Genomic DNA, 22,395 nt, shown 5'->3' with positions numbered 1-22,395 from the left:
TAGCTCTTCAAGCTAATATAAGCTAGAATACCTGTCTTAACTGCTAATACACTAAAGTCTTATGCTTATCACTTTAACTTAGTAAATTACAAAAAATTGGAATTATTATGGAACAAAATTTAATCGCTTTTAAAAATATCGCTTTAGTAAAAGAAATAGAATCCCCTGAAAATCCTTCTGGTTTGGAAAAAAGAGTTGCTCTTATTCCTTTAGATGTAAAAAAATTAATTGAAGCTGGTTTAAATATTTTTGTAGAAGAAGGTGCTGGTTTAGGTGTTGATTTTTCGGATCAAGAATATCTAGATGCAGGTGCAATACTGCAAAATGAAGAAGATATTTATCTTAATAAAGACATGATTATAAAATTCAAAGGCCCTTCTTTAGAATCAATAGAATTAATGAAAAAAAACTCTACTCTTTTTTGTATGGCTCACTTTCACTCTTTTCCTGCAAGAGCCAAGTTATTACAAGAGAAAAAAATCAATGTTATTGCTATGGAAGAAATTCTTGAATCTCCTAAGATCCAAGATGACGAAGAAATTTTAGCAAGAGTTTCTATGAAAGAAGCTTTGAAAAACTTTATTAAAAACAATCAAATTTCCAAACTTAAAATCCATGTTCTTGGACGAAATGAGCGTTTAGCAGGTGCTATTAGAAGAGCAGGAAATAGAAATCCGCTTTCTTTACAATTATTAAATGAAAATACTGTCTTTGAAGAAATAAAAAACCTAGGCGAAGACTGTTTGTATTTTTATGATTCAAAAGACTTTAATAACAAGGATTTATTAGAAAAACTAAAAACAAACAAGTGTCATCTTTTTGATTTACATGTTTTTGAAAAAGAACAAGGAATTCAAGCAATAAAAGAATACAGAAAAGAACACCCTCCTTTACCCTTTGGCTTAAGACGCATTCAGTGTTTGCATGTAACTGGAATGGCAGGGGCAAGATATGGTATTAAATTATTAAAAGAAAATAAAGCAAACTTGGATATAAAAGATGCCAAAGTGATTGTTTTAGGTTATGGAAATGTGGGACGTGGTGCCATGCATGAATTATACAATCAAGGTATTAAAAAAATTCATGTTCTTGGACGTACGCAAACAAGCCCAGAAAATATAAAAGCCTACCTTAAAGATGTAGATCTTATTGTAAATGCAGCAGAATTACCTATTGAATTAAGAGGAAAAGTATATCTTATTTCTAATGATCATTTAAAAAATGATATTCCAAAAAAATCTGTTATTATTGATTTAGTAGGAGGCAGTTCTACAAATAGAAGTGCGGTTGAAGGTGTTATATCTTGTACATTTTTAACCCAAGCACATTTTGTAAAAGAGGATATCACTTTATCAGCACTATGGGGTTGGCCAATGTTAGGAATGATGAAAGAAAGTGCTATTAAATATTCTTCTCAAATTGTTGATGTGCTAATAAAGGAAGAAAAGCTGGTCCATGGTTTAGATCATTTAAGTGCAGGCCTTGAAAAAGCTCTTGTTTGTGGTCCTTTTAAAAAATAAGAGTTTATAACTCTTCTTTTTTAGTAATTACCAGATCTTTGTTTTCTTTTTTCATGCTTGAAATTTCTTCATTACTCAAATCTAGGTAAGACATTGTTTTACCATCCCAAAGAATACAGGGATATCTTTTTACTTTTTTAAATAATCCAAGTATTTCTAATAATATTTTTTTTATTAACATTTTTTACCTATTCTTTAGAACTTCAGCCCAAAGTTCTTCTTTTCTAAAGGTTTTATTTAAACTAACCTTTTTATTGCCATTAAATACATGAACTATTATATTTCCATTATTCCATTTTACATCACAAATAGGCATTTTTGTTTCAAAACCATCAATACTTACACTAATCCTATTATTGGCAAATAACTCCCATAAGCTTGGTTTATGTTCAACTGCAACCCTATCTCTGTTGTAATATAAAAATTTCCATATTTTATTTTCTTGTTCTTTATTAAGATTGTTTTTTGAATACGAAGAAGTAATTTTTCCTTTGTTTAAATAAAAGTTTGTTTCAGGAAAAAATCCTTTAACACTATTGCATAAAAAAACGTTATCGCTGAGTTTAGAAATCATATAATACTTAAATTTATTTATCTTCCCATACACATCTTTTTCATTCGTAAACTCACTTAATAAAACTGACATTTTTAATAAAAAACCATCAAAATCAAAATCAATAATATTTTCTTTAAATTCATGTTCTTTATCTTGTAAATACGAATAAATAGCCAAAATTGTATTTTTAGAATCACTAACTTTACTTACAAAAGAAAAATGTTTCGCATTTTTATTATCCAAAATATTTACAGTATCACTTAGAACATCTTTATAAACAGAAATAATATAAATATATTTATCGTCTTTTCTATTAACAATGGCAAAAGTAAGCTCACTAATTGAGAGTATTTTATACTGGCTTTGAAGTCTTTGTGTTATGTCTTCGTATTCTTCTTTTTTTAGCTCATAGGAAAAATCATTCTTTTTGCATATCCACATAATAGCATCCATACTACTTTTGGAAATTTCATATTTATTATAATAATGGTTTTCTTTAGTATTCCAAAGCAAACCAAGTTCTTGTAATTCTGCTTTTACATTATAGAGTTTGTCTTGTTTGCTGATATAAATTCGATTAATAAAATATTTTTTTTTCATATTTGGCCTTTAAAAAAGTATTATAATTAAATTTGACTATAATACCATTTAATTTTTTAGAATTTTTCAAGAAGGAAGGTTATAAGATGAACCATTTTGATCCTGGTTTTTTATTACGAAACAGGCATATTCAAACACTCTACCCTGCTTTATTTAGAAAAAAACATTCTTTAAAAATGGAGATAGAAACCTTTGAATTAGAAGATGGTGATTTTCTTGAGTGTTTTTGGTTTAATAAAGAAAAAATGAACAATAGAAAAAAAATTGTTGTTTTATTTCATGGTTTAGAAGGCTCACACGAATCCCCTTATATACAAGGAATTATGCAAGCGTTAAAAAAAGAAAACTATACTTCTGTGCTTATGCATTTTAGAGGGTGTTCCGGAAAAATAAATCGCAGTCCTTATGCGTATCACAGTGGAGATACAAAAGATGCTTTGTTTTGGTTAGAACATCTAAAAAAACAATACAAACACTGTGAACTTTTTGCCATTGCTTATTCTATGGGTGGAAATATGTTGTTAAAACTCTTAGGTGAAAATAACAAAAATCCATTAAAAGCTGCTGTTTCAATTTGTGCCCCTTTACAATTAGAGATTAGTGCCAAAAGCATTAATGAAGGTTTTGCACGTATTTATCAACGGCATTTATTAAAGCGTTTAATTGTTTCTTTAGAAAACAAATACGAACATCATGATATGCAAGCTTATTTAGGTATTAAAAAAGAAGAAGTAAAAAAAATAAAAAGCATAGAAGAATTTGACAATGTATACACAGCAAAAATGTATGGTTTTGCTTCAGCCGCGCAGTATTATGAGCGCTGCAGTGCAAAACAGTTTTTAAAAAATATTACCATACCAACACTTATTATTCAAGCCCTTGATGATCCTTTTATGCAGCCCTCTAATTTACCAAAAAAAGAAGAACTTTCTTCTTCTATTAGCCTTGAGCTTTATAAAAAAGGTGGCCATGTTGGTTTTATTGAAGGAAGTATTTTTAAACCAAAATATTTTTTAGAAAAAAGAATATTAAACTATTTAAACAAACAATAGTTTAATTCTCAAGAGAGATAGGAATAATAATCTTAAACTGAGCACCTGTATATAGAATATTATTATGCGTATATTCTACATTACTTACTTCTAAAGACCCATTCATATGTTTTGATATAATTTCCTCACTCATATATAAACCAACTCCTGTTCCAGATGATTTATGTTTGGTTGTAAAATAAGGTTCAAATACTCTGTTTAAAATTTCTTTTTTTAGGCCAAAAGCATTGTCTTTAAAAATGATAATAACATCATTATTTTCTTTATAAGCACGTATAAAAATATATTTTTTATCTTTTTGTTTACTTTTTAGGGCATCTTTTGCATTATTAAGAATATTTAGAAATACTTGTACCAACTCATTTTCAAGTGTAAACAAGCGTATATCATCAATTTCAATTATTATTTCAATATCATCATTTAAAAAAGGAGCCAATAATAAATGTTCATTATTAGTAAAAATACTGTCTAAATTAAACCATAACTTTGAATTACTTGATTTAAAAAAATTCCTAAATGTATCTATTGTTTTTGACAAATGTTGTGTAGTATGATTGATTTTATCCATACCTTCGATTAAATCATCTTTTTCCAGTAAATCCATTTCGTTTTTTAATTTAATACCCGTTGCAATCAAAGAAATAACGCTTAAAGGCTGTCTCCACTGATGGGCAATATTACCTATCATTTCTCCCATTGAAATCATTTTAGACTGCTGTAGATAAAGTTTACTTTGCTCGATTTTTTGTAATTCCAAATCTTTTTGTTCGCTAATATCTTCAATCATTAAAATAGTATAGTTCTCATCTTTTTGCTCATCTTTGGCTTTTTTTGCAGAAAGTTTTACCCATATCATTTTTTTGTTTTTTAAAATATATCTCTTTTCTATTGTAATATCTTGCATATCATTAGAATAAAGATCTGCATTAAATTCATGGGATTTAAATATGTCTTCTTCATGAGTCATTGTTTCATAGTCATTTTTGGCTAAATCTTTAATACTCATATCAAAAATTTCGCAGCACTTTTGATTAGCAGTAATAAACTCTTTATTTTTACTGTTTAAAAGAATCACTCCCACAGCAGCTTGTTCAAACATAATTCGAAACAGTTTTTCACTTTTTTTTCTTTGTTTGATTTCAAGTTTTAATTTGGAATTACCATATAAAATAATAGACAAAATGATAAGAAATACAAGAATAGAATATACAATGTAGGTATATTCTATTCTATAAGATTTTGAAGAAAACCATTTTGACTTGATTTGATTAATATCTTCTTGTGTCATTAAAGCCAATGTTTTATTAATAATACTTAATAATATTTCATTGTTTTTTTGTAAAGCAAAAGATACTTTTAAAGCTTTAAAAGGAGTGGGTGCTGCGATTTTAATATTCGAATAACCTGAATGTAAAATCTGATAATTACTAATAAGTAAAACACCAATATAGGCATCTACGCGGGAAAAAGAGAGTGCTTTAAGAGCATCATTTGAATTTTCATATACTTTTAATTTAATTTTAGGATATTTTTCTTTCAAAATATTCATAGCAGTAAAATTCTTTTCAACAGCTATTGTTTTAAAAGATAAATTTTCCAAACTTTGTATAGAATTATCTTCATTCCTAGTATAAATAACCAAAGGAGCTTTAACATATGCTTTTGAAAAATTAAGATATTTCTCTTTTTCTTTTGTTTTTGTATGGCTTAATAAAATATCAAGTTCATTAGAATTTTTCATCATATTTAGGGCTTTTTTTATAGGAATATTCCAAAGATATTCTATACTTAAACCTGTTTTGTGAGCAATAAAATCTAAATACTCAGTAGAAATTCCTAAAGCTTTTTTTTCATCCATAAAATGAAGAGGTGCTAAAGAAGAAACATACGCTTTTATAATAGGATTCTTTTTAATCCATTCTATTTCTTCATGATTCAAAAAACCGTGGCTGTGCTCATAAATGATATTTTCAAGTGGATAATCATTATTAATTAAACCTATTACATTGTAAGAATGTTTAATAATACTTAATTTTTCCATTGAAAGTTTGCTGGAAAATATATTTTTATTAAGTGCATGTTTTTTTAACTGTTCGCCTTCATAAATCAACTCTTTTAAACTTAATTTTTGGTAATTATGATTTTTATAAATAAATTCAGCCGTTTCTTTTATATTATTAAAAGCATATTTCCAGCCTTCTATACTGCTTAGATAAAAATCTCTTACAATCAAAGGGTTTTCATTTACATATTTTTTGCTCGTATATAAAATATTGTCATAAAAATCAAAAGCATAATCTTTTGGATAAAACATTTTAACTTCTAAACCATACTTATTTAATATAGGTAAATCAATACCTTCATAAGCAGTAATTATGTCTACTTTTTTATTAATTAAGTCTTCAATGTTTGGGGGCTTATTTTCTATTTTAAGTGTATTAATATCAATATTTTTAGAAGATAACATAAGCTCTAAGATAGCTTTATCTCTAAGTTTATCTCCAAGATATATTTTTTTCCCAATAAAATCTATTAAAGAATGTATATTATTGTTTTTAAGGCTTAAAAATAACAAAGGCGAAGATTCAAATAAAGCAGACAATAAATAAATATCTTTATTTCGCGATTTATGAATAAGCAAAGAACTGCTGCCTAAAGAAAAGTTTATTTTTTCACTTAAAACATCGTTTAAAGCATTCTTGTGTTTTTCAAGTTTTACAAAACTAAGATCTAAGTTTTTATTTTTGTAAAACCCTTTGTATTTTGCCATATAAAAACCAGAAAAATGAAAAGGATTATTTTGATTAATATTAATTGAAATTTTTTGAGTTTTGTTATTTATATCAGCACTTAAATTAAGAGTAAAAAATAAAACAAACAGTATTAACTTATAAAACCTTAAACGCATTATGACCCTTTAAAATAATATTATAATATACACACTTTAATTAAGAGCGCGAAGTATTTTAATACTTAATTGATTAAGAAAATTTTTAATAAAAAGAAAGATCTACATCTTCTTCACTGTAAGAAGATATATATTTTTTTTCCTTTTTTTTCATTGTATAAGAAAGTAATAAGTGCACAATATTACTTTTTATATAACTTTCGTTGTTTTTATATATAGCCCAAAAAGTATCATTGTAAGAATAAGAATAATGGTATACAAGAACATAATCATTTAACAAGTCTTGTTCTAATTCTTCGTAACCAACTTCATTCATAGAAGAAGAACTCGAAGTTTTTTTCATAATCTCACATTGGCATAAACCAAAAAATATTTCAGATGAAATCAAGTTGGTAATTTTTTCTTCCAAGCTTTGTTTATTATATTCATCATTGATTAAAATATTTTCAACTATATTTGAAATATTTTTATTCACTTTATAACGAATTAAAATTTCTTCATTTTTAAAAAAATCACTCATTAAACTTTGTCCATAAACAATCATTTCTTCTTTGCTGAATTTATTTTTTAAAGAATTTTTGTCTAAATATACAGAAGCATTATTTATTAAAAGTTCTTCATAAATTTCCATATACTCATCTTTAATAAGGGTATATACACAAATCTTTTCTGAAATAAAATACTCTCTTTGAGAATATTCCAAATACTTAGGACCTAAAAATGAATAATATAAAGCAATCGTAAGATGTATTTTAGAAAAACTAGAAATTAAGTGAGAAGCAGTATTTTCACTGTTTAAATAAGAAGTTATTTGATGAATATATTTTTCAATATCGTTAAGCTCTCTTTTTTTAATCAAAGAATTTAGAATTAAATCAATTACTTTTAATTTGTAATCTTCGTAATAATCATTTTTAACTCTTTTAACTCGTAACAATTTGTCTAATAAAATCAAGGCTTGATTTTTATTTATTGCATTTAAAAATAAAATCAATTCATGTAAAATAATTATATCACTGTGAAGTAAAATAGGTTTATTCAAAATAATTTCTAATAAATCAGTATATGACATTTTTAACTTAGGGTCATATAAATAAACAAGATTTTGTAATAAATCTTGTTTGAATTCTAATACAGAAGTATATTCTTTATTTTCTTTTTGGCAATATTTATTATACACTTCAATAATTTCAATTAAATCATTAAAATAATCCTCAGGATATTTTTGGAGTTTTTTAATCATTAATAATAATAAGTTTGTAACATTTGCCAATAAAGTAGGAAAATGACGTGATTCAAAATTATCATCTCCTGCTATTAAATAATAACCATCAATTAATTGATTAAAAATAAATTTATAGGTATAAATTATTTCTGAACAATTTTTATCTTTGGTGGAAATATAATTAACATTTGAAAAAAGCAGTAATAAACGCCCTTGAAAGGAACTTAGTTTTTCTATTTTTTCTTCTTTTAAAAGAATAGAAAATTTAATTAAATTAATACTTTCTGTCATTAATTCAATGATTTTTTTGATGTTTTTCTTTCGTTTTACATCACTGGAATTGATAATACAAAGCTCATTAAAAGAGTCTAATAAAGTAATATAGAATTCAAAAGTAAGTTCAAACTCTTCTTCTTTATTTTGAAATTCTTCTAACAAACGTTTTTCATAAAATCTAAAAATATCAGAAATTCCCTTAGATGAAAATTCATTGTACTTAGAAAATATTTCATAATCTTTTCCAAAACTAAGAAGATTAACAATACTAACCAGCTCTTTAAATTGTAGGGTTGAACTGTCTGAGATAATATTTCTCATTCTATTTTTAATGTTTTTTAGCAAACAAACTTTAAACATTTTATCTGAACATAATTTATTTATTAGTTCATTATTTAAATTTTCTCGTTTGAAATACATTTGAGTAATTTGCTCAATTTGATTTTCAGTTTCACTTGTTTTTTGAGTAGTCATATAAGAAGCATCGATAATGTCATCATCTAGGACATCATGTATATTATAAGAAACGAATTCATTTTCATTTTCAATCATATAAAACCCTTAATAGTTAGTTATTATATACTAATTAATTTAAAAGTACTAAATATTTTATTTAATTCTTTTCTTAATTCTTTAATTTTTAATTTAGCTCATCTTGGATAAATAATAATATATAAGTAAATCTACCTAAAGATATTTTTCTTTTTTCATATATATTAAGTATAATGCAAAATATAAAAATGAAAGCGCTACTTTATGATATTAGATATACTTATTAATACCCCATTTTACATCTACTGGATGTTCTTTTCTTTAATTGCTGTTGGTTATATGCAAAGTAAAACACGAAGACTTGGAATAAGAAGAGCCTTAATTATGCCTGTCCTTTTATGTTCTTTGTCTTTTCTTGGATTTTTACTTGATTTTGGATTGACATTTTTGAGCAGTTTTTTCTATTTCATTGGTTTAGCTTTGGGTTTATATCTTTCTATGTTTTTAAATCAAAAATACTCTCTTAGCAAACAAATACAATATTCATCTCTTAAACGATCTTTTGTTATTCAAGGCAGTTTCATTCCTTTAACTATGATGATGTTTGTATTTTTCATTAAATACTTTGTGGGTGTTGTTAGCACAATTAATACAGAGCTTTTAAAAGAAGTAGAATTTATTATGCTTTTTTCTTTGTTTTATGGACTCTTTTCCGCATTGTTTTTTATGCGTTTTTATGTTCTATACAAAAAGAGCCAAGCGTAAAAAAATATTTTTATTCTAACTCTAAACGTAAATCAATAATAATATCATCAAACACTTTGTGCATGCCTAAGTACTTAAAAAATTTACTTGAACCATAAATAATATTCCAAAATGTTCTATCAAAAGAAAAAGTACTTGATAAAACCAAACGCTCTTCAGCAAAAGACAAATTAGCAGCACATGCAAAAGGTTTAGAAATTCCTTTTATACTTAAGACTCCTTCTAAGATACAATTATTAGCTGTTAAATACGCGTCTTTTTCTAAAGAAATATTTGAAAAAGAAAATTTGGCTTGGGGAAAAAAATGAGTAAAGAAAAAATCTTCTGAATTTAAATGTGTATTCAAATAATCTTTTCCTTGCTCTTGTGTTAAATCCGAAGTATCAATACTTTTCATATCAACAATAAACTCACCTTCTAATACGTTTTTTTCATAAGATATAAAACCACTGCTAAGCTTTATACTTCCTGTGTGAGAACCATTCGTATTTTTTCCTCTCCAAGTAAGGGTGTTATTAGAACTCAATGAAAAACGTTTAGTTGGAAGATTAAGAACTTGTTCCTCATTTAATGTTATATTTTTACCTACTAAATACGTTTTATCCTTTAAAGAAAAAGGATTTTTTATATAAAATATATTAATGTACTTAGCTAAGATAAGTTTTTCATAAGCTGCTTTTGAATCTACATCATTGTGATTGTTTCCATAAAGTACAATTTTAGAATCTTTTTTCAATTTTAATGCATCTATACTTGAAATAAAACTCATTTCATAAACACAAATATTAATGGCATTTTTAAAATGTACATTGTCATAATGTACTTTAGGCAGCACATCTATTAAGGTAAAAACGTCATTTTTTTCATACATTGTATTTAACTCTTCATGCGTAATTGTTTTCATATTTAACCTTTATATTAGTGGGTAAGAAATTTTTGAAGGAGAACTTACAATAAATAACTCCAAAGCTTCTTTTGCAAGTATTTTTAATTCTTGCGACTCTTCAATCTTAATAAAATCATCTTTTATCACCTCTTGTTCGTTTATAGTACCAGAAGCATTTAAGATATAAATTGAATATATTGTATCTTTATCTAAAGCCAAGAAATATTTTCCTTTTTCAAATATTTGTTTTTTAATACTAATACCTTGTGTTTCATGATAGTTTGTACTCTCATCTCCTAAGTATTGTATGCTTTTTATTCCCTCTTTTTGATCTTGAACAAAATCTGCTTGGCTGTAATCTTTATACTGTGCTTTATTCTTTAATGATAACTTAAAATCAGGATTAAACCAAAGTTGAAAAAGCTCACTTCCTTTTAGAATTTTCTCACTGTGTTGCATCCCAGAACCTGTTTGCATGATTTGCATATCGCCTTGTTTTAAAGCAATGTATTTAGCATTAATCGTATCATAATGTTCTACTCTTCCTTTTAAAACAAAGGTCATAATTTCAAAACCTTCATGTGGATGTAAAGGAAAAATATTGCTTTCTTTTGCTTCTAAATGTGCCCAATAAAATAGATTTGAATAGGCATATTTTTTAAAATAAGAGGGAAAAGAAATAGGTTTATTTTCGATAAAACTTCCTCCAAATAAAACCTGCTCTTCTTGCTCTTTTTTACTCCAATGTATTAATTTTGACATTTTAGTCCTTTCTTGTATATATTACTAATTAGTAGTATATTACTCTTTTATACTTTTATTGTCAAGGTAGTACTAACTAGTATCATAATAAATATTATTTAATATGATGTAAAATTCTTGAAATATGTCTTTATTCGTTCTTGTAATATAACTGTTTGTTTTTTGTTTGATAAGGCCTAAAATAGCGTGAGTTTTTATTTTTATATGAAAGTAGAAAGTAAAAAGTAAAAAAAGTAAACTCCTATCTTTTGCATCCGCATAGAGCTTTGATACAAAAGAAAGGAAATGTCATAAAAATATCTTTTTTACCTGTATTAGTAAAAAGTCTGATACTTTAACCAGAAGAAATACACTATTTTTTGAAATAAGCTATTTTTGATTTTTTCTTTAAAACTCATTTTTTGACGTAAGAAGCCTAAAAAAGCAGGATTATTGATGCTTTCGAGTTCTTTTATATCAAGATATGAAAAATCAACTTTTTTGTTAAACTTAAGACCTTTAAGATTTGTCTTTTTTAAAACAATAGCATTAATATTAGAAGATAAAAACTGTGTATTTTCCAGATTAGAAAAAGAAAAATCACTTTTATCTAAATTGCTATAAGAAAAATCACACTCTTGTAATAAGGTATTGGAAAAATCTACTTCTTCCATATTGGAATGCATAAATTGACATTTATTTAATTCTGAATTATTAAATGTAGCATAAGACAAATCACAAAAAGAAAAATCCAAAGAAACAATTTTTTCCTGAAATACATTTGAATAAGAAGATAAATCAAAACCTCTTAAATCTACTTTTAAATCATCCTTAAAAAAGTCATTTTTAACAAAACCCAAAAAAGAACTGTAATTTCTATAAGAACCACCTACTAAGTTTATTTCTAAAATCTTACGTGTAAATTCTTCTCCTTCTTCTGTTTTCCATCTTTTTTGCAATTCTTCTTTGCTTTTGTATTGAAAATATATACGTTCTTCATCGCTTAAATACTTATAAGCATTATCTGGAAAATCCATTAGACCTCTATTACTGTTTCAAACATTTCTTTTATATCCGTTTCATGGGATATTAAAAAGATTTGCCTGTATTGTTCTTTGATGGTGTGAAAAGCCTCCAGAATCTCAAGTCTTCTGTTTTCATCTTGAGAGCCAAAAACCTCATCAAAAGCCATAAATTCCATACTTGAACTGTTATTTAATTCACCCAAAGTTTTTGAAATAGATATTCTTAATACCAGATTTGCTAAATCAATTTCTCCTCCTGAGAAACGCTCAAGTGGATATTTGATTCCTTCTTCGTAGATAAAAAAGTCAAATTCATTGTTTACTTCTATATGTTGATACTTGCCTTTAGTAATACGTTCAAACAAAGAAGAAGCAAGTTGAGATATACGAGGAGAAATTTTAGCATTTAATTTATTTTTAAAAGCCAAAAGAGAAACTTTAATCTTTTCATAGTCTAATAAATCATCTTTTTTATTTTGAACTTTTTTAGCATGTGTTTCATTTTTCTCTAATATTGCCTCAAGGGTTTTTATTTCTCCTTCTAAGGTAGCTATTAGAACATTTTGAGCATTAAACAACAAATGTATGGATTCATATTCTTTTTGCTCTTTAACATAGTTATCTTGATGCAATGAATGTTTTACCTCATCATAAAGAATACTCTCATGTTCTGTTTTACTTTTTGCTTCTCTTGCACTCAGAATACTAAGTTCTTCTTGTGTATTGGCTTTTTCTTTTTTTAAGTTATCTGCTCGTATTAACATTGTTTCTAAAGAAAGTACATATTCATATTTTTCTTTTAAGTCTTGATATCTTGTATTGGCTTGTTCATGCTTTTCTTTATTGTAGTTACTCTTTTCATAAGATAAAAGTTCTTCTTTGTTTTTTAGGCCTTTTTCTTTTACTTTAAAAAAGTGCTCACTTACTTTTAATAAGTCTTTCTTTTTACTCTCAATTAAGTTTATTCTTTGAGAAAGTGTCATTGCTTCTTTTTGCAAATGATGTAAGTCTTTTTCTACGTTTTCTTTCTTGTTACTTATAAGAGATAAAGACTTAAGCTCTTCATTGATTTTATTTTCTTGTAGTTCTTTTATACTTAAAGCAAGACTTTCTAAGACTTTATCATACTCTTCTAATAGGGGTCTGGTACATACAGGACAAGGTGAGCTTTTACCAAGGCTGTTTAAGGCATGAATTTTTTCTTTGTTTTGCTCTATTTGTTTTTCTTGACTTCTTATACTTACATGCAAAGATTTTTCTTTAGCTTCTATACTACGTACTTCTTTATTCTTAGCATTTAACAAAAGGTTTTGTTCTTGTTCTTTTAGTATTAAAGATTCATGTTCTTTACACTCAAGTTCTAATAGGCTTACATCTTCTTTGTATTTAACAAAATCCAAACGTAAGTGCTCTTGTTCTTTTATCAAGGCTTCTTTTTTAATACTTATTTCTTTTTCTTTAATAAATACTTTCATACTTTCATACAGATCTATATACTCTTTTTTAACAGGCTCTAATACCTGTAGTTCTTTTTCTTTTTTCTTTAAACTCTCTATCTCTACTAAAACTTTGGATAAATACTTTTCTTTGATACTCTTATTGTTTATTACAAGCGTATAGGTATTAAAGGCTTTTACTTTTTCTTCTTTTAATACTTGGTAAACATCAAGTTCTTTTTTCAAGCCTTGTTCTTTGTCTTTTTTTTGTAGAAGTTTTTCTTTAAGTTCTACACGTTCTTTTTCTTTTTTATTTTTTTCTTCTTTTAATTCTTTTTGTTTGTTTGTTTTGTTTTGTTTCTCTTCTTTACTTAAGAGAACTTCATCATATGCACTTATCTCTCTTTTTAATGCTCTAGACTTCTCTATTAGCTCTTTTTCAACAAAATCTATTTTTTCTAAACCCAGAAGTTTTCGAATCATTTTTTTTCTGTCTTCATTTTTTAAAGAAGATAAAGAGTTTAATTCTTTTTGAGAAGCAAAGAGTGTTGATAAAAAAGCTTCTTTATTCATATGGCTTAAAGTACTAATATAAGAAGTAACTTCTTTAACCCCTGAACATAGTAGTTCTTCATTTTTATAAAAATGGGCACTAGCACTTAAGTTCTTTCCTCTAAACTCTCTTTTAACCCTATACGTACAAGCTTCATATTCAAAAGACAGTTCTACGCATACAGCATCTTTAATACTGGCTTTGGCATTTCGTATTATGTCTTTATAACCTTTATTCTTTAATTCCCCATATAAAGCAAAGAGTATGGCTTCAAAAATAGTTGATTTTCCAGAACCATTCTTTCCTAGTATCCCTATAAGACCTAAAGAGAACTCAATATTTAGTTCTTTATACTTTTTAAAGTTTTGAAGTTTTAAACTAAGCAGTATCATTTTTGTCCTTGTATAAAGAAAACAGCTCTTGTACCTTGTTTTTCAAACGCGTATACTCTTCTTTGTTTTCTTCTTCTTGCATATGTGCTAAAAAGTATTCTTCCAGACTTAAAGCCTCTATATCTAATACTTCATTCTTATCTTCTTGTGTTTTTAAAAATTCTCTTTTTATACTTACATGCAAAGCATCTTTAAACAAAGCTTTTATATCCGCGTTTTGAATGTCTAAAGACTTATTAATACTTAAGTTCTTAAGCACTACTTCTACTAAAGCATCTTTACAATCACTTACATTAAGTGTAGAACATGAAGTCTCATAATCTTGTGCATCTATTTCTTTTTGAACTAAAGCTCTTATTTTAATCTCTTGATAAGTAACTTGTATTTCTTTATTATCTTCTAAATACAAATGAATAAAACCCTTAGAGTTTCTTTTATCATTAAGAGAGGTTCTCTCTAATGAGCCTGAGTAATAAACATTCTTGTATTTTTCTTTTCCTGCATTAATAGCTACACTGTTAAACCCATGCCAATGTCCTAAAGCAACATAATCCATATGATTGAAAATATATTCTTTTTCTTTTGGATATACCCATTCTCCGTATTCATCCATTAAATACCAAGCACCCACACTACAATGCAACATCATAATGTTCTTTTTGTTTTTGTTGATATTATCAAAACTTTTTTGTATTTGTTCTTCTGCTTTAGAGCTGTCATTCATATGTGGAAGAGTATGAAAAATGGCATCCTTAAATTCTATTTTTTTATATTCTTGATTATAAGAAAGATAGACATTAGAAAAACTCTCAAATATTTTTAAGATAGGAGAAGAAAGATTACTTTTAGGGGTTGAGTGATTACCTGCTATTAAAATAAAAGGAATATTTAAATCATTTATTTCTTTTATTGCTTTAAGTGCAAAAGTAATAGCTCTATTAGAAGGAGAGCTTCTATGGAACAAATCCCCTGTATGAATAATATAATCTACTTTATTGTTTTTGATATAAGAAACAACCTGCGAAAAAGCATCATAAAAATCGGCTTCTCTTTGATTGATATTGTTATCATCTAAAATGTCTAAATCGTTAAAACCCAAATGGGTATCTGAAAAGTGTATTATTTGCAAAAGGAAACCTATGTATTAGTATTGTACTTATAAAGAGATGTATTCATCTATTTGTAAAAAGTTGTTGTAGTGCTCTGGTTTTTTCATTTTTAAGATATAAGAAAGCAGTAAGTGTATTAATGTACTTTTAATATAGAGCATGCTGTTTTCATTAAAAGCAGTAAGATTCTTAATTTTAGAATTTTTCAAATGAAGTACAATCATAAAACCTTCAATAAGTTTTTTGTCCAAAATGATGAAATCGTTTTCATTTGTTATTGTTTTTTCCAAAGAACAATCAAAAAGAGTAAAAAATAAATTGTTTTTTAGTAAAGTTGGAATACCTTTTTCCAAATCATAAACACTAAGTTTAATTTTTGAAAGCAAAGTCTTTAAAAACAAAGGATTTTCTTCTTGTTTGGTATTTTTCTGAAAAACTTCATGATGAATAAAATAGTCTTTCATTAAAACATCTCCAATAAAAAGATGTTCGTTGTCTGAAAAATTTTCCTCTAAACCCAAAGATGCAAAATGTGCTTGTGCATTATTAAGCAAGAGTTTTTTATAAATATCTTTATTGTCATGTTTTATATACGTATAAGATGATATTTTTTCGCTTGTATAATATTCTAATAAAGACATTCTTAAATATTCTTTGCCTAAGAGAGAATAATAATAAGATAAAGACAGGTGTAATTTTGAAAATGAATATTCTTTATAAGAGAAAATCTCTTTTTTATTTAAATATTGTTTTAAGGTGTGTGCATAAGGTAAAAAATAAGATAAAGATTCATTTGCTACAAACTTGTGAAGTATTACATCCAATATTTTAAGTTTATGCACTTCGTTTTTTTCTTTCTTTAGTTCATTGCTTTTTATCATAAAATTAAAAATTTTTGCTAAAAGTTCTTCCCCAAGAGATTCATCAAATAAAATAAAATCATGCATCAGCCTTAAATTATAGGAGCTTAATGAATTATTAGAAATAATATCTTCTATTGCTTCTTTTGTATTTAATTTCTCATAACTAAGATGTAAAGAAAGATAGTTCTTAAATAAATCTTTTTTGAATTCTGCTTCATTCAAAAAAGTGTTTTTTTCTTTTTTGATATCATTGTTATATACATAAATAATATGCTGTAACGCGTCAAAACTATATTCTTGTGTTTTTTGCAGTTTCATTAACATCAAAAGTAAAGTACGTGTTGTATTTTCTAAGAAAATTTCTTCGTATTCTTTATCATCACTGAAATTAGAAATGAAAAAGTAGCCATCAATTTGTTTGTTTAAAATATAGGTACACTCTTCAATTAAATCTTCACAGCTTCTGTTTTCTTCTTCTATATACATGACATTAGAGTAAGTAAGCAGAATCTTCCCTTGGTAGATACTTAAAATACTCATTTGTTTTATATCTAAAATGCCCAAAACTTTTATTGTATTAATACTCTCAGTAATAATATCAATAATTAATAAAATATTTTGTCTTTTTTTATCATTTCCTGTATTAATAGAAAACAAATAAGAAAAACATTCCAACAAAGATATATAAAAAGAAAAACTTAGATTAAAATTTTTTTTACTGTAAACATGTAATTCTTTTAATAAATCTTCGTAATCCTTAAGGATTCGAGTAATGTGATACAAAGAGCTGTCTTCGTGAGAGCCAAACATATTATAGTTTTTTCCCAAACTCAATAAATTGAAAATAATATGTAAATCTTTAAAATGAATAAACTTGTAATCATCTTCAATAGCTTCAAGTCTGTTTTGAATATTAAATAGGAGCGTTTTTTTAAAATCACTGTTATAGTTAATTTTTTCAACTGTTTCAGCAGTGATGGGTTTTTGAGAGAAATAATTTAAAATTATTGTATCAATTAAAGCATTGTCTTCTAAGTGAGTATAATCATCAGACATAACAACTAAGTCATCACCTGATAATAAATCTTCAAAATTGTATGATTCTAAGTCATTTTCATTTTCAGCCATTAAACTACCTATAATATTTTATATATCAAGTTCTTATATTGATATATTATAGCTTAATAAGCGAAGATAGAAAAAAAAATTTATAAAAGTTTCTATTTATAGAATTATTAGCCAAAAACTCTAAATAAAAAGTAACATTTTTAAGCACTTTTTTTTAATGTATTTTTCTTAAAAAACGTGAAAACAAACAAAAATAGTATCAATAAAAGTATAAAAATATTGGAAAAAAGTAAAATACTTGTAAAAACAAGTACTAAAAACATTGCAGCATATTGTAAAAAACCTTTTTCAAACAAAACAATGGCTGTTATTAAACCAATTATTGCATTAGCAATAAAAAATCCATCTGCAAAAGAAACCAAATTAGTTAAATTTAAATATTCAAAATACACTAAAACCAGAGTAATTATATACACAAAAGATAAAGAATTTAAAGCCCCAATGGGGGTATTTTTAGCTGAATATTTGGAGGTATATTTGTTTAACTCTAAAGAAGCAATTAATCTGGCTACCCCTCCTACAAATAAGATAAGTGTACCAATACATAAAAGTAAAGATACCCAACTTAAAAGAGGATAAGCAGCTTCTTTAAACAAGGGTTCAAGCAAATAATACAAGCTAAAATCCCCCGAAGTTTTATTGGGAAAATCCCCAAAACAAATAGCAAAAATAACTAAAATATATACCAAAGAAACAATAAGAGCAGAAGCAATTACTGCATATTTTAAACTGTCATTGTTTTTGATATCATTGGAATAGTTTCCAATAACCTCCCAGCCAACAATTGCCCAAAATGCAAGTACAAAAGAATGTCCAAATTCTTGAAAAGATAAAGAGGGAAAAACAAATACAAAAGAAGAACTATTAAACAATACATAAATACTTGAAACAATAAACAATAAAGAAATAAAAGTACTAATTACCAACATTAGTTTTCCCAAAAAATCAATACGAACAAGTAATAAAACATAAGTAAGTACATAGATTAAAAGCGCTAAAACAACCAAAGATAAAGAAGAAAAGTATTCTTGAATAAATTGTGCAGCAATTAATAAAACTGCCACGGGACCAAAAAAAACGGCACAAATCAAATAAAAAGAACTTAATAATTGATATTTTTTTCCAAGAGCTGCTTTAGTAGCTAGGGTAACGCCTCCTTCTCCTTTATATAAAATTGCAAGTTTTCCAAATATTAAAGCAAAAATAAATCCCAAAAATAAAATAATACCAAGAACAAGTAAAGCGTTTAGTTTTATACTGTTATACAATAAAGGAGGAAGAAGAATGATTCCTGAACCTAAAATAGGCCCAATAATCAAACCGCTCAAAGAAAAAGCATTTAATTTCATGTTTTTGATTTAAATAGTTTTATATTGTTTAATATTTTTACAGCGAATAAAGTAAGAACAGTACCTATAATAACATTAATTCCAATTTCTTCTCCTAGAAATATTACACTCAAAGCAATGGCAGAAAAAGGTACTAAAAAAATAAAAGAGGATACTTCACTTGCTCCTAGTTTTTCAACACCTAAAAAATAAATAGTATTTGCAAAAGTAGAACCAGCAATCGTTATTACAAAAATATTAAGCCAAAATCTTGAATCAAAACTCTCGTAAGCAATATTTGAGATATCTACAAAAAACAATACATCTAAAACCACAACAACTATATACAAATAAAAAGTAAATACAATGGGCGAAATATTACGCGATTTAGATGAAAGTATTGTTAATACCGGCCATAAAATGGAAGCAAATATAAAATACAAGTTATGCAAAACAAAAATATCTTCTGCTTTTAAAGCCCAGGCATTTAACATAGTTAATACCCCAATAACGCCAAGTCCTAAAGCAAACATATCTTTTTTAGCTATTGTTTTACTTCGCATTAAAACCAAAATTAAAAAAGTATTAATAGGTACAAGAGTAGTTACAAAAGCGCCTCCTAAAGAGGCTGTTCCTAGTTTGGTTCCTAAAAAATAATACTTCATATAAAAAATCATAACAAGAGCACTTACACAAACCAATAAAAATGTTTTTATATCAATTTTAAAAGATTTTTTTAAAACCAATATAATAGGAATCATTGTTAAAGCAGTAATTCCAATACGTAAAAATACCATCTCGAATTCATTAATATACTCGCTTAATATTTTAGCATTAACCCACGTAGCACCCCAGCCTATCATCGCAAAAAAAAGTAGTATGTGAAAAATATTTTTATTATTTTGTGTCATTTAATGCCTTTTTTTCGCAGTATAATAGAATTTGTCAAATATGTATAGAACGATATTGCACTTTATTTTTTCTTTCTTTTAAAAGAAATATTATTTAATAATTTGACTGCAATTAAGGTTAATATTGTTCCTATTATAATACTAATAGATATACTCTCATCTAAAAAAACAGCCCCTAAAGAAATAGCAGAAAAAGGAACAAGAAAAATAAAAGAGTTGGCTTCTTTGGCACCCAGTTTTTCAATACATAAAAAATAAATAGTATTACCAAAAGTAGTTGCTGCAAGTATGATTATTCCCATATTTAAATAAAAAACAGTATCAAAATCTTCTGTTTTTATTGTTTTGAAATCAACAAAAAACACAGCATCTAACATGCTTGTAAATAAGTATAAATAAAAAGTATAAACAATAGGAGAAATACGTTTTGATTTAGAAGAGATAATACTTATTAAAGGCCATAACAATGCAGCTAAAACAAAATATAAATTGTATAAAGTAAAAATATTATCAGCATTTAAAGAAAAAACATTAAGCATAATTAAAACACCAAAAGCCCCAAGACTTAAAGCAAATACATCTTTTCTTTGTATTATTTTTTTGTTCAAAAAGGATAAAAAAATAAAAGTATTAATAGGAATTAACACAGTAACTAAAGCCCCACCTAAAGAAGCCGTTCCTAGTTTTGTTCCTAAAATTGAATATTTCATGCAAAAAAGTAATACAACTGCACTTAGAAAAACCAAAAAAAGGCTTCTTAAATCAATATAAAAAGATTTTTTTAAGTACAAAATAATGGGTATCATTGTTAAAGTAGTCAAGGAATACCTTATAAAAATCAATTCAAATTCATTAATATAAGATGTTAATACTTTGGTATTAATCCAAGCAGCACCCCAAGCAAACATTGCTACGAGCATTAAAATATAAAAAAGTGTTTTATTTGTTTGTGTCATAATTTTTTTTATTCTTTGTTTGTATGAAATTTTACGTATAAAAAATGAAATTATTCTTTTTTAATAAAGCTTTGGGTGAATAACCATATATCTTTTTGAAATTTCTAATAAAATGCGATTGATCGGCAAAACCCATAGAAAAACCAGCTTGGCTCAAACTAGATCCCTCAATAATTAAGTCTCTGGCTTTTTGAACTTTTCTTGTAAGAATATAATGATGTGGGGTTAAACCCACATTTTTTTTAAATACTCGTAAAAAATGAAATTTACTCAAAGCTGCATTATTAGCAAGTTTATCTAAAGAAATAGAGCTTTCAAGACAATCATTGATATACTCTAAACTGTTTGTCATTATTTTTTTATCTGGAAAAACAACATTATAGTCTTTTGTTACAGAAGAGTAGTTTTTAATTAAATACGACAAAGCATTAATCAAATTTATTTCAATTTTCATACTATCAAAATTTTCATAAACACTTTTAAAGAGTTTGAATAACAAGTTATAAAGTTTTATATCATTTGCAATGTGTTTTTCAAAAATAGGTATTTTTTTCTCAAAATACATTTCTTCATACATCTCTTCTAAGAGTGATATAGTAGGATAAAAATTCGTGTATTTCCAAGCTTTTGAATTACCTGAATGCACTTCCCCTGGATTTATAATACGTGTGGTTTTTTTATACACTAAACATTCTTTATTTAAATTAATAGATTTAAAGAAACCATCATGAGTAATACCTATAGTGTAGGTATCATGAAAGTGTTTTGTAAATATACCATTAGATGTTTCTACATTTTCAAAAAGTGTATGTTTAAGTGATTTCATATTCATGGGGCATTATAACAAAAAACAATGTTTGAGCATAGGATAAAATTGCTCTGGAATTAATACAAAACACTATATACTGCGCTTTTATAAAATAAAGGATAATAATGACACTGTTTATTGATGGAGATGCTTTTCCAAACCTTTTAAAAATCATTGTATTAAGAGCGATTGAAAAACAAAAAATATCTACTTATGTGATATCTAACAAAAAAATATCCATAGGAAAATCATCCTTTGTAAAGTACTTAATAGTAGATGCAGGTGCAGATGAAGCCGATAATGAAATAGTTGAACTCTTAAAAGAAGGAGATTTAATTATAACAGCTGATATTCCACTAGCAAATAGATGTATAGATAAAAACGCCCATGCCATTGATCATAGAGGTGAGACGTATACAAGTGATAATATAAAACAATACTTAGCCTATAGAAACTTAATGCAAGAAATAAGGGACTCAGGAGAAATGACCAAAGGACCTGCTGCTTTTGGAAATAAAGACGCACAAAACTTTGCGAATGCGTTTAATGCTTTTTTGCAAAAGAATAAAAAAACCTAATTTATTTTTTCGCTTTATATGCCAGATAAAGTTTTTCCAGTAAATGCATATATTCTTTATTGGTTTTACTCCATTGTTTTACAGCATGATAAAAATATATTTTTTTCTTCTCATCTTCTAAGTTGGCATATACTGTTAAAAACTCATCTAAAATAGTCTGTAGTTTATTCACTTCTTCAACATTATTCCAATCTTTATGTTCTAAAAAAACCTTCAAATATACTTTTAAATCGTCTTTCCACATGTCCAGTTGTCTTAATAAATCACTAATTTTTATTGTTTCCATT

General features: G+C 26.2%; 19 protein-coding genes. 4 read left to right on the top strand and 15 right to left on the bottom strand.

Translation table 11 applies throughout. The annotated features are described in order from the left end of the window. Window positions 1-107 precede the first annotated feature (107 nt). Complete coding sequence (locus tag HRT41_03270) at window positions 108-1,520, top strand: alanine dehydrogenase (GenBank protein NQY23023.1); 1,413 nt, start codon at window positions 108-110, stop codon at window positions 1,518-1,520. A 4-nt stretch (window positions 1,521-1,524) separates the two neighbouring features. Here the strand turns inward: HRT41_03270 and HRT41_03265 are convergent, their stop codons facing one another. Both HRT41_03265 and HRT41_03260 read right to left on the bottom strand, forming a co-directional pair. After that, the gene (locus HRT41_03265) at window positions 1,525-1,701 is read right to left on the bottom strand and encodes a hypothetical protein (GenBank protein NQY23022.1); all 177 of its coding nucleotides are present in this window, start codon (window positions 1,699-1,701) and stop codon (window positions 1,525-1,527) included. A gap of 3 nt (window positions 1,702-1,704) precedes the next feature. Further along, window positions 1,705-2,676: a hypothetical protein gene (locus HRT41_03260; protein NQY23021.1), complete on the bottom strand. Its 972-nt coding sequence runs from the start codon at window positions 2,674-2,676 to the stop codon at window positions 1,705-1,707. Window positions 2,677-2,762: 86 nt separating this feature from the next. On the opposite strand from HRT41_03260, the gene HRT41_03255 reads away from it, so the two are divergent. Beyond that, on the top strand, window positions 2,763-3,728 hold the full coding sequence (locus HRT41_03255) for a hydrolase (protein NQY23020.1): 966 nt from the start codon (window positions 2,763-2,765) through the stop codon (window positions 3,726-3,728). Between the two features lies 1 nt (window position 3,729). Here the strand turns inward: HRT41_03255 and HRT41_03250 are convergent, their stop codons facing one another. Further along, window positions 3,730-6,636 carry a transporter substrate-binding domain-containing protein gene (locus HRT41_03250; GenBank protein ID NQY23019.1) on the bottom strand — a complete coding sequence of 969 codons (2,907 nt, stop codon included), beginning with the start codon at window positions 6,634-6,636 and terminating at the stop codon, window positions 3,730-3,732. Window positions 6,637-6,721: 85 nt separating this feature from the next. Then, a complete protein-coding gene (locus tag HRT41_03245; protein NQY23018.1) occupies window positions 6,722-8,689 on the bottom strand; it encodes a hypothetical protein in 1,968 nt (655 codons plus the stop codon). Window positions 8,690-8,893: 204 nt separating this feature from the next. Here HRT41_03245 and HRT41_03240 point away from each other — a divergent pair, with 204 nt between their 5' ends. Continuing rightward, window positions 8,894-9,394 carry a hypothetical protein gene (locus HRT41_03240; protein NQY23017.1) on the top strand — a complete coding sequence of 167 codons (501 nt, stop codon included), beginning with the start codon at window positions 8,894-8,896 and terminating at the stop codon, window positions 9,392-9,394. Between the two features lie 10 nt (window positions 9,395-9,404). Here HRT41_03240 and HRT41_03235 read toward each other — a convergent pair whose 3' ends face one another. The 10 genes from HRT41_03235 to HRT41_03190 form a co-directional block, all read right to left on the bottom strand. Then, window positions 9,405-10,298, bottom strand: a complete 894-nt coding sequence (locus tag HRT41_03235) for a YceI family protein (protein NQY23016.1) — start codon at window positions 10,296-10,298, stop codon at window positions 9,405-9,407. Between the two features lie 9 nt (window positions 10,299-10,307). Further along, window positions 10,308-11,042: a pirin family protein gene (locus tag HRT41_03230; protein ID NQY23015.1), complete on the bottom strand. Its 735-nt coding sequence runs from the start codon at window positions 11,040-11,042 to the stop codon at window positions 10,308-10,310. A gap of 314 nt (window positions 11,043-11,356) precedes the next feature. Continuing rightward, complete coding sequence (locus HRT41_03225; GenBank protein NQY23014.1) at window positions 11,357-12,058, bottom strand: pentapeptide repeat-containing protein; 702 nt, start codon at window positions 12,056-12,058, stop codon at window positions 11,357-11,359. Beyond that, window positions 12,058-14,427, bottom strand: coding sequence for an SMC family ATPase (locus tag HRT41_03220; protein ID NQY23013.1), 2,370 nt, complete (start codon window positions 14,425-14,427; stop codon window positions 12,058-12,060). Before HRT41_03220 ends, HRT41_03225 begins: the two co-directional genes overlap by 1 nt. Beyond that, window positions 14,414-15,556 (bottom strand): exonuclease SbcCD subunit D, encoded by a 1,143-nt coding sequence (locus HRT41_03215; protein NQY23012.1) that lies wholly within the window; start codon window positions 15,554-15,556, stop codon window positions 14,414-14,416. Before HRT41_03215 ends, HRT41_03220 begins: the two co-directional genes overlap by 14 nt. Before the next feature lie 27 nt (window positions 15,557-15,583). Continuing rightward, entirely contained in the window at window positions 15,584-17,527 is a 1,944-nt protein-coding gene (locus HRT41_03210; protein ID NQY23011.1) for a hypothetical protein, read from the bottom strand. 140 nt (window positions 17,528-17,667) lie between these two features. Beyond that, window positions 17,668-18,876, bottom strand: a complete 1,209-nt coding sequence (locus tag HRT41_03205) for an amino acid permease (GenBank protein ID NQY23010.1) — start codon at window positions 18,874-18,876, stop codon at window positions 17,668-17,670. Next, window positions 18,873-19,766, bottom strand: coding sequence for a DMT family transporter (locus HRT41_03200; protein ID NQY23009.1), 894 nt, complete (start codon window positions 19,764-19,766; stop codon window positions 18,873-18,875). Before HRT41_03200 ends, HRT41_03205 begins: the two co-directional genes overlap by 4 nt. 62 nt (window positions 19,767-19,828) lie before the next feature. Beyond that, window positions 19,829-20,722, bottom strand: a complete 894-nt coding sequence (locus HRT41_03195; GenBank protein ID NQY23008.1) for a DMT family transporter — start codon at window positions 20,720-20,722, stop codon at window positions 19,829-19,831. 31 nt (window positions 20,723-20,753) lie between these two features. Then, on the bottom strand, window positions 20,754-21,554 hold the full coding sequence (locus HRT41_03190) for a helix-turn-helix transcriptional regulator (GenBank protein ID NQY23007.1): 801 nt from the start codon (window positions 21,552-21,554) through the stop codon (window positions 20,754-20,756). Window positions 21,555-21,655: 101 nt separating this feature from the next. Here HRT41_03190 and HRT41_03185 point away from each other — a divergent pair, with 101 nt between their 5' ends. Beyond that, on the top strand, window positions 21,656-22,108 hold the full coding sequence (locus HRT41_03185; GenBank protein NQY23006.1) for a YaiI/YqxD family protein: 453 nt from the start codon (window positions 21,656-21,658) through the stop codon (window positions 22,106-22,108). 1 nt (window position 22,109) lies between these two features. Here HRT41_03185 and HRT41_03180 read toward each other — a convergent pair whose 3' ends face one another. Then, window positions 22,110-22,394: a hypothetical protein gene (locus tag HRT41_03180; GenBank protein ID NQY23005.1), complete on the bottom strand. Its 285-nt coding sequence runs from the start codon at window positions 22,392-22,394 to the stop codon at window positions 22,110-22,112. Between the last annotated feature and the right edge of the window lies 1 nt (window position 22,395).

It is taken from the genome of Campylobacteraceae bacterium (assembly GCA_013215945.1).
Classification (GTDB): domain Bacteria; phylum Campylobacterota; class Campylobacteria; order Campylobacterales; family Arcobacteraceae; genus NORP36.
The sequence above is the reverse complement of the archived record's forward strand: the minus strand, read 5'-3'. Positions and strand labels throughout refer to the sequence as shown.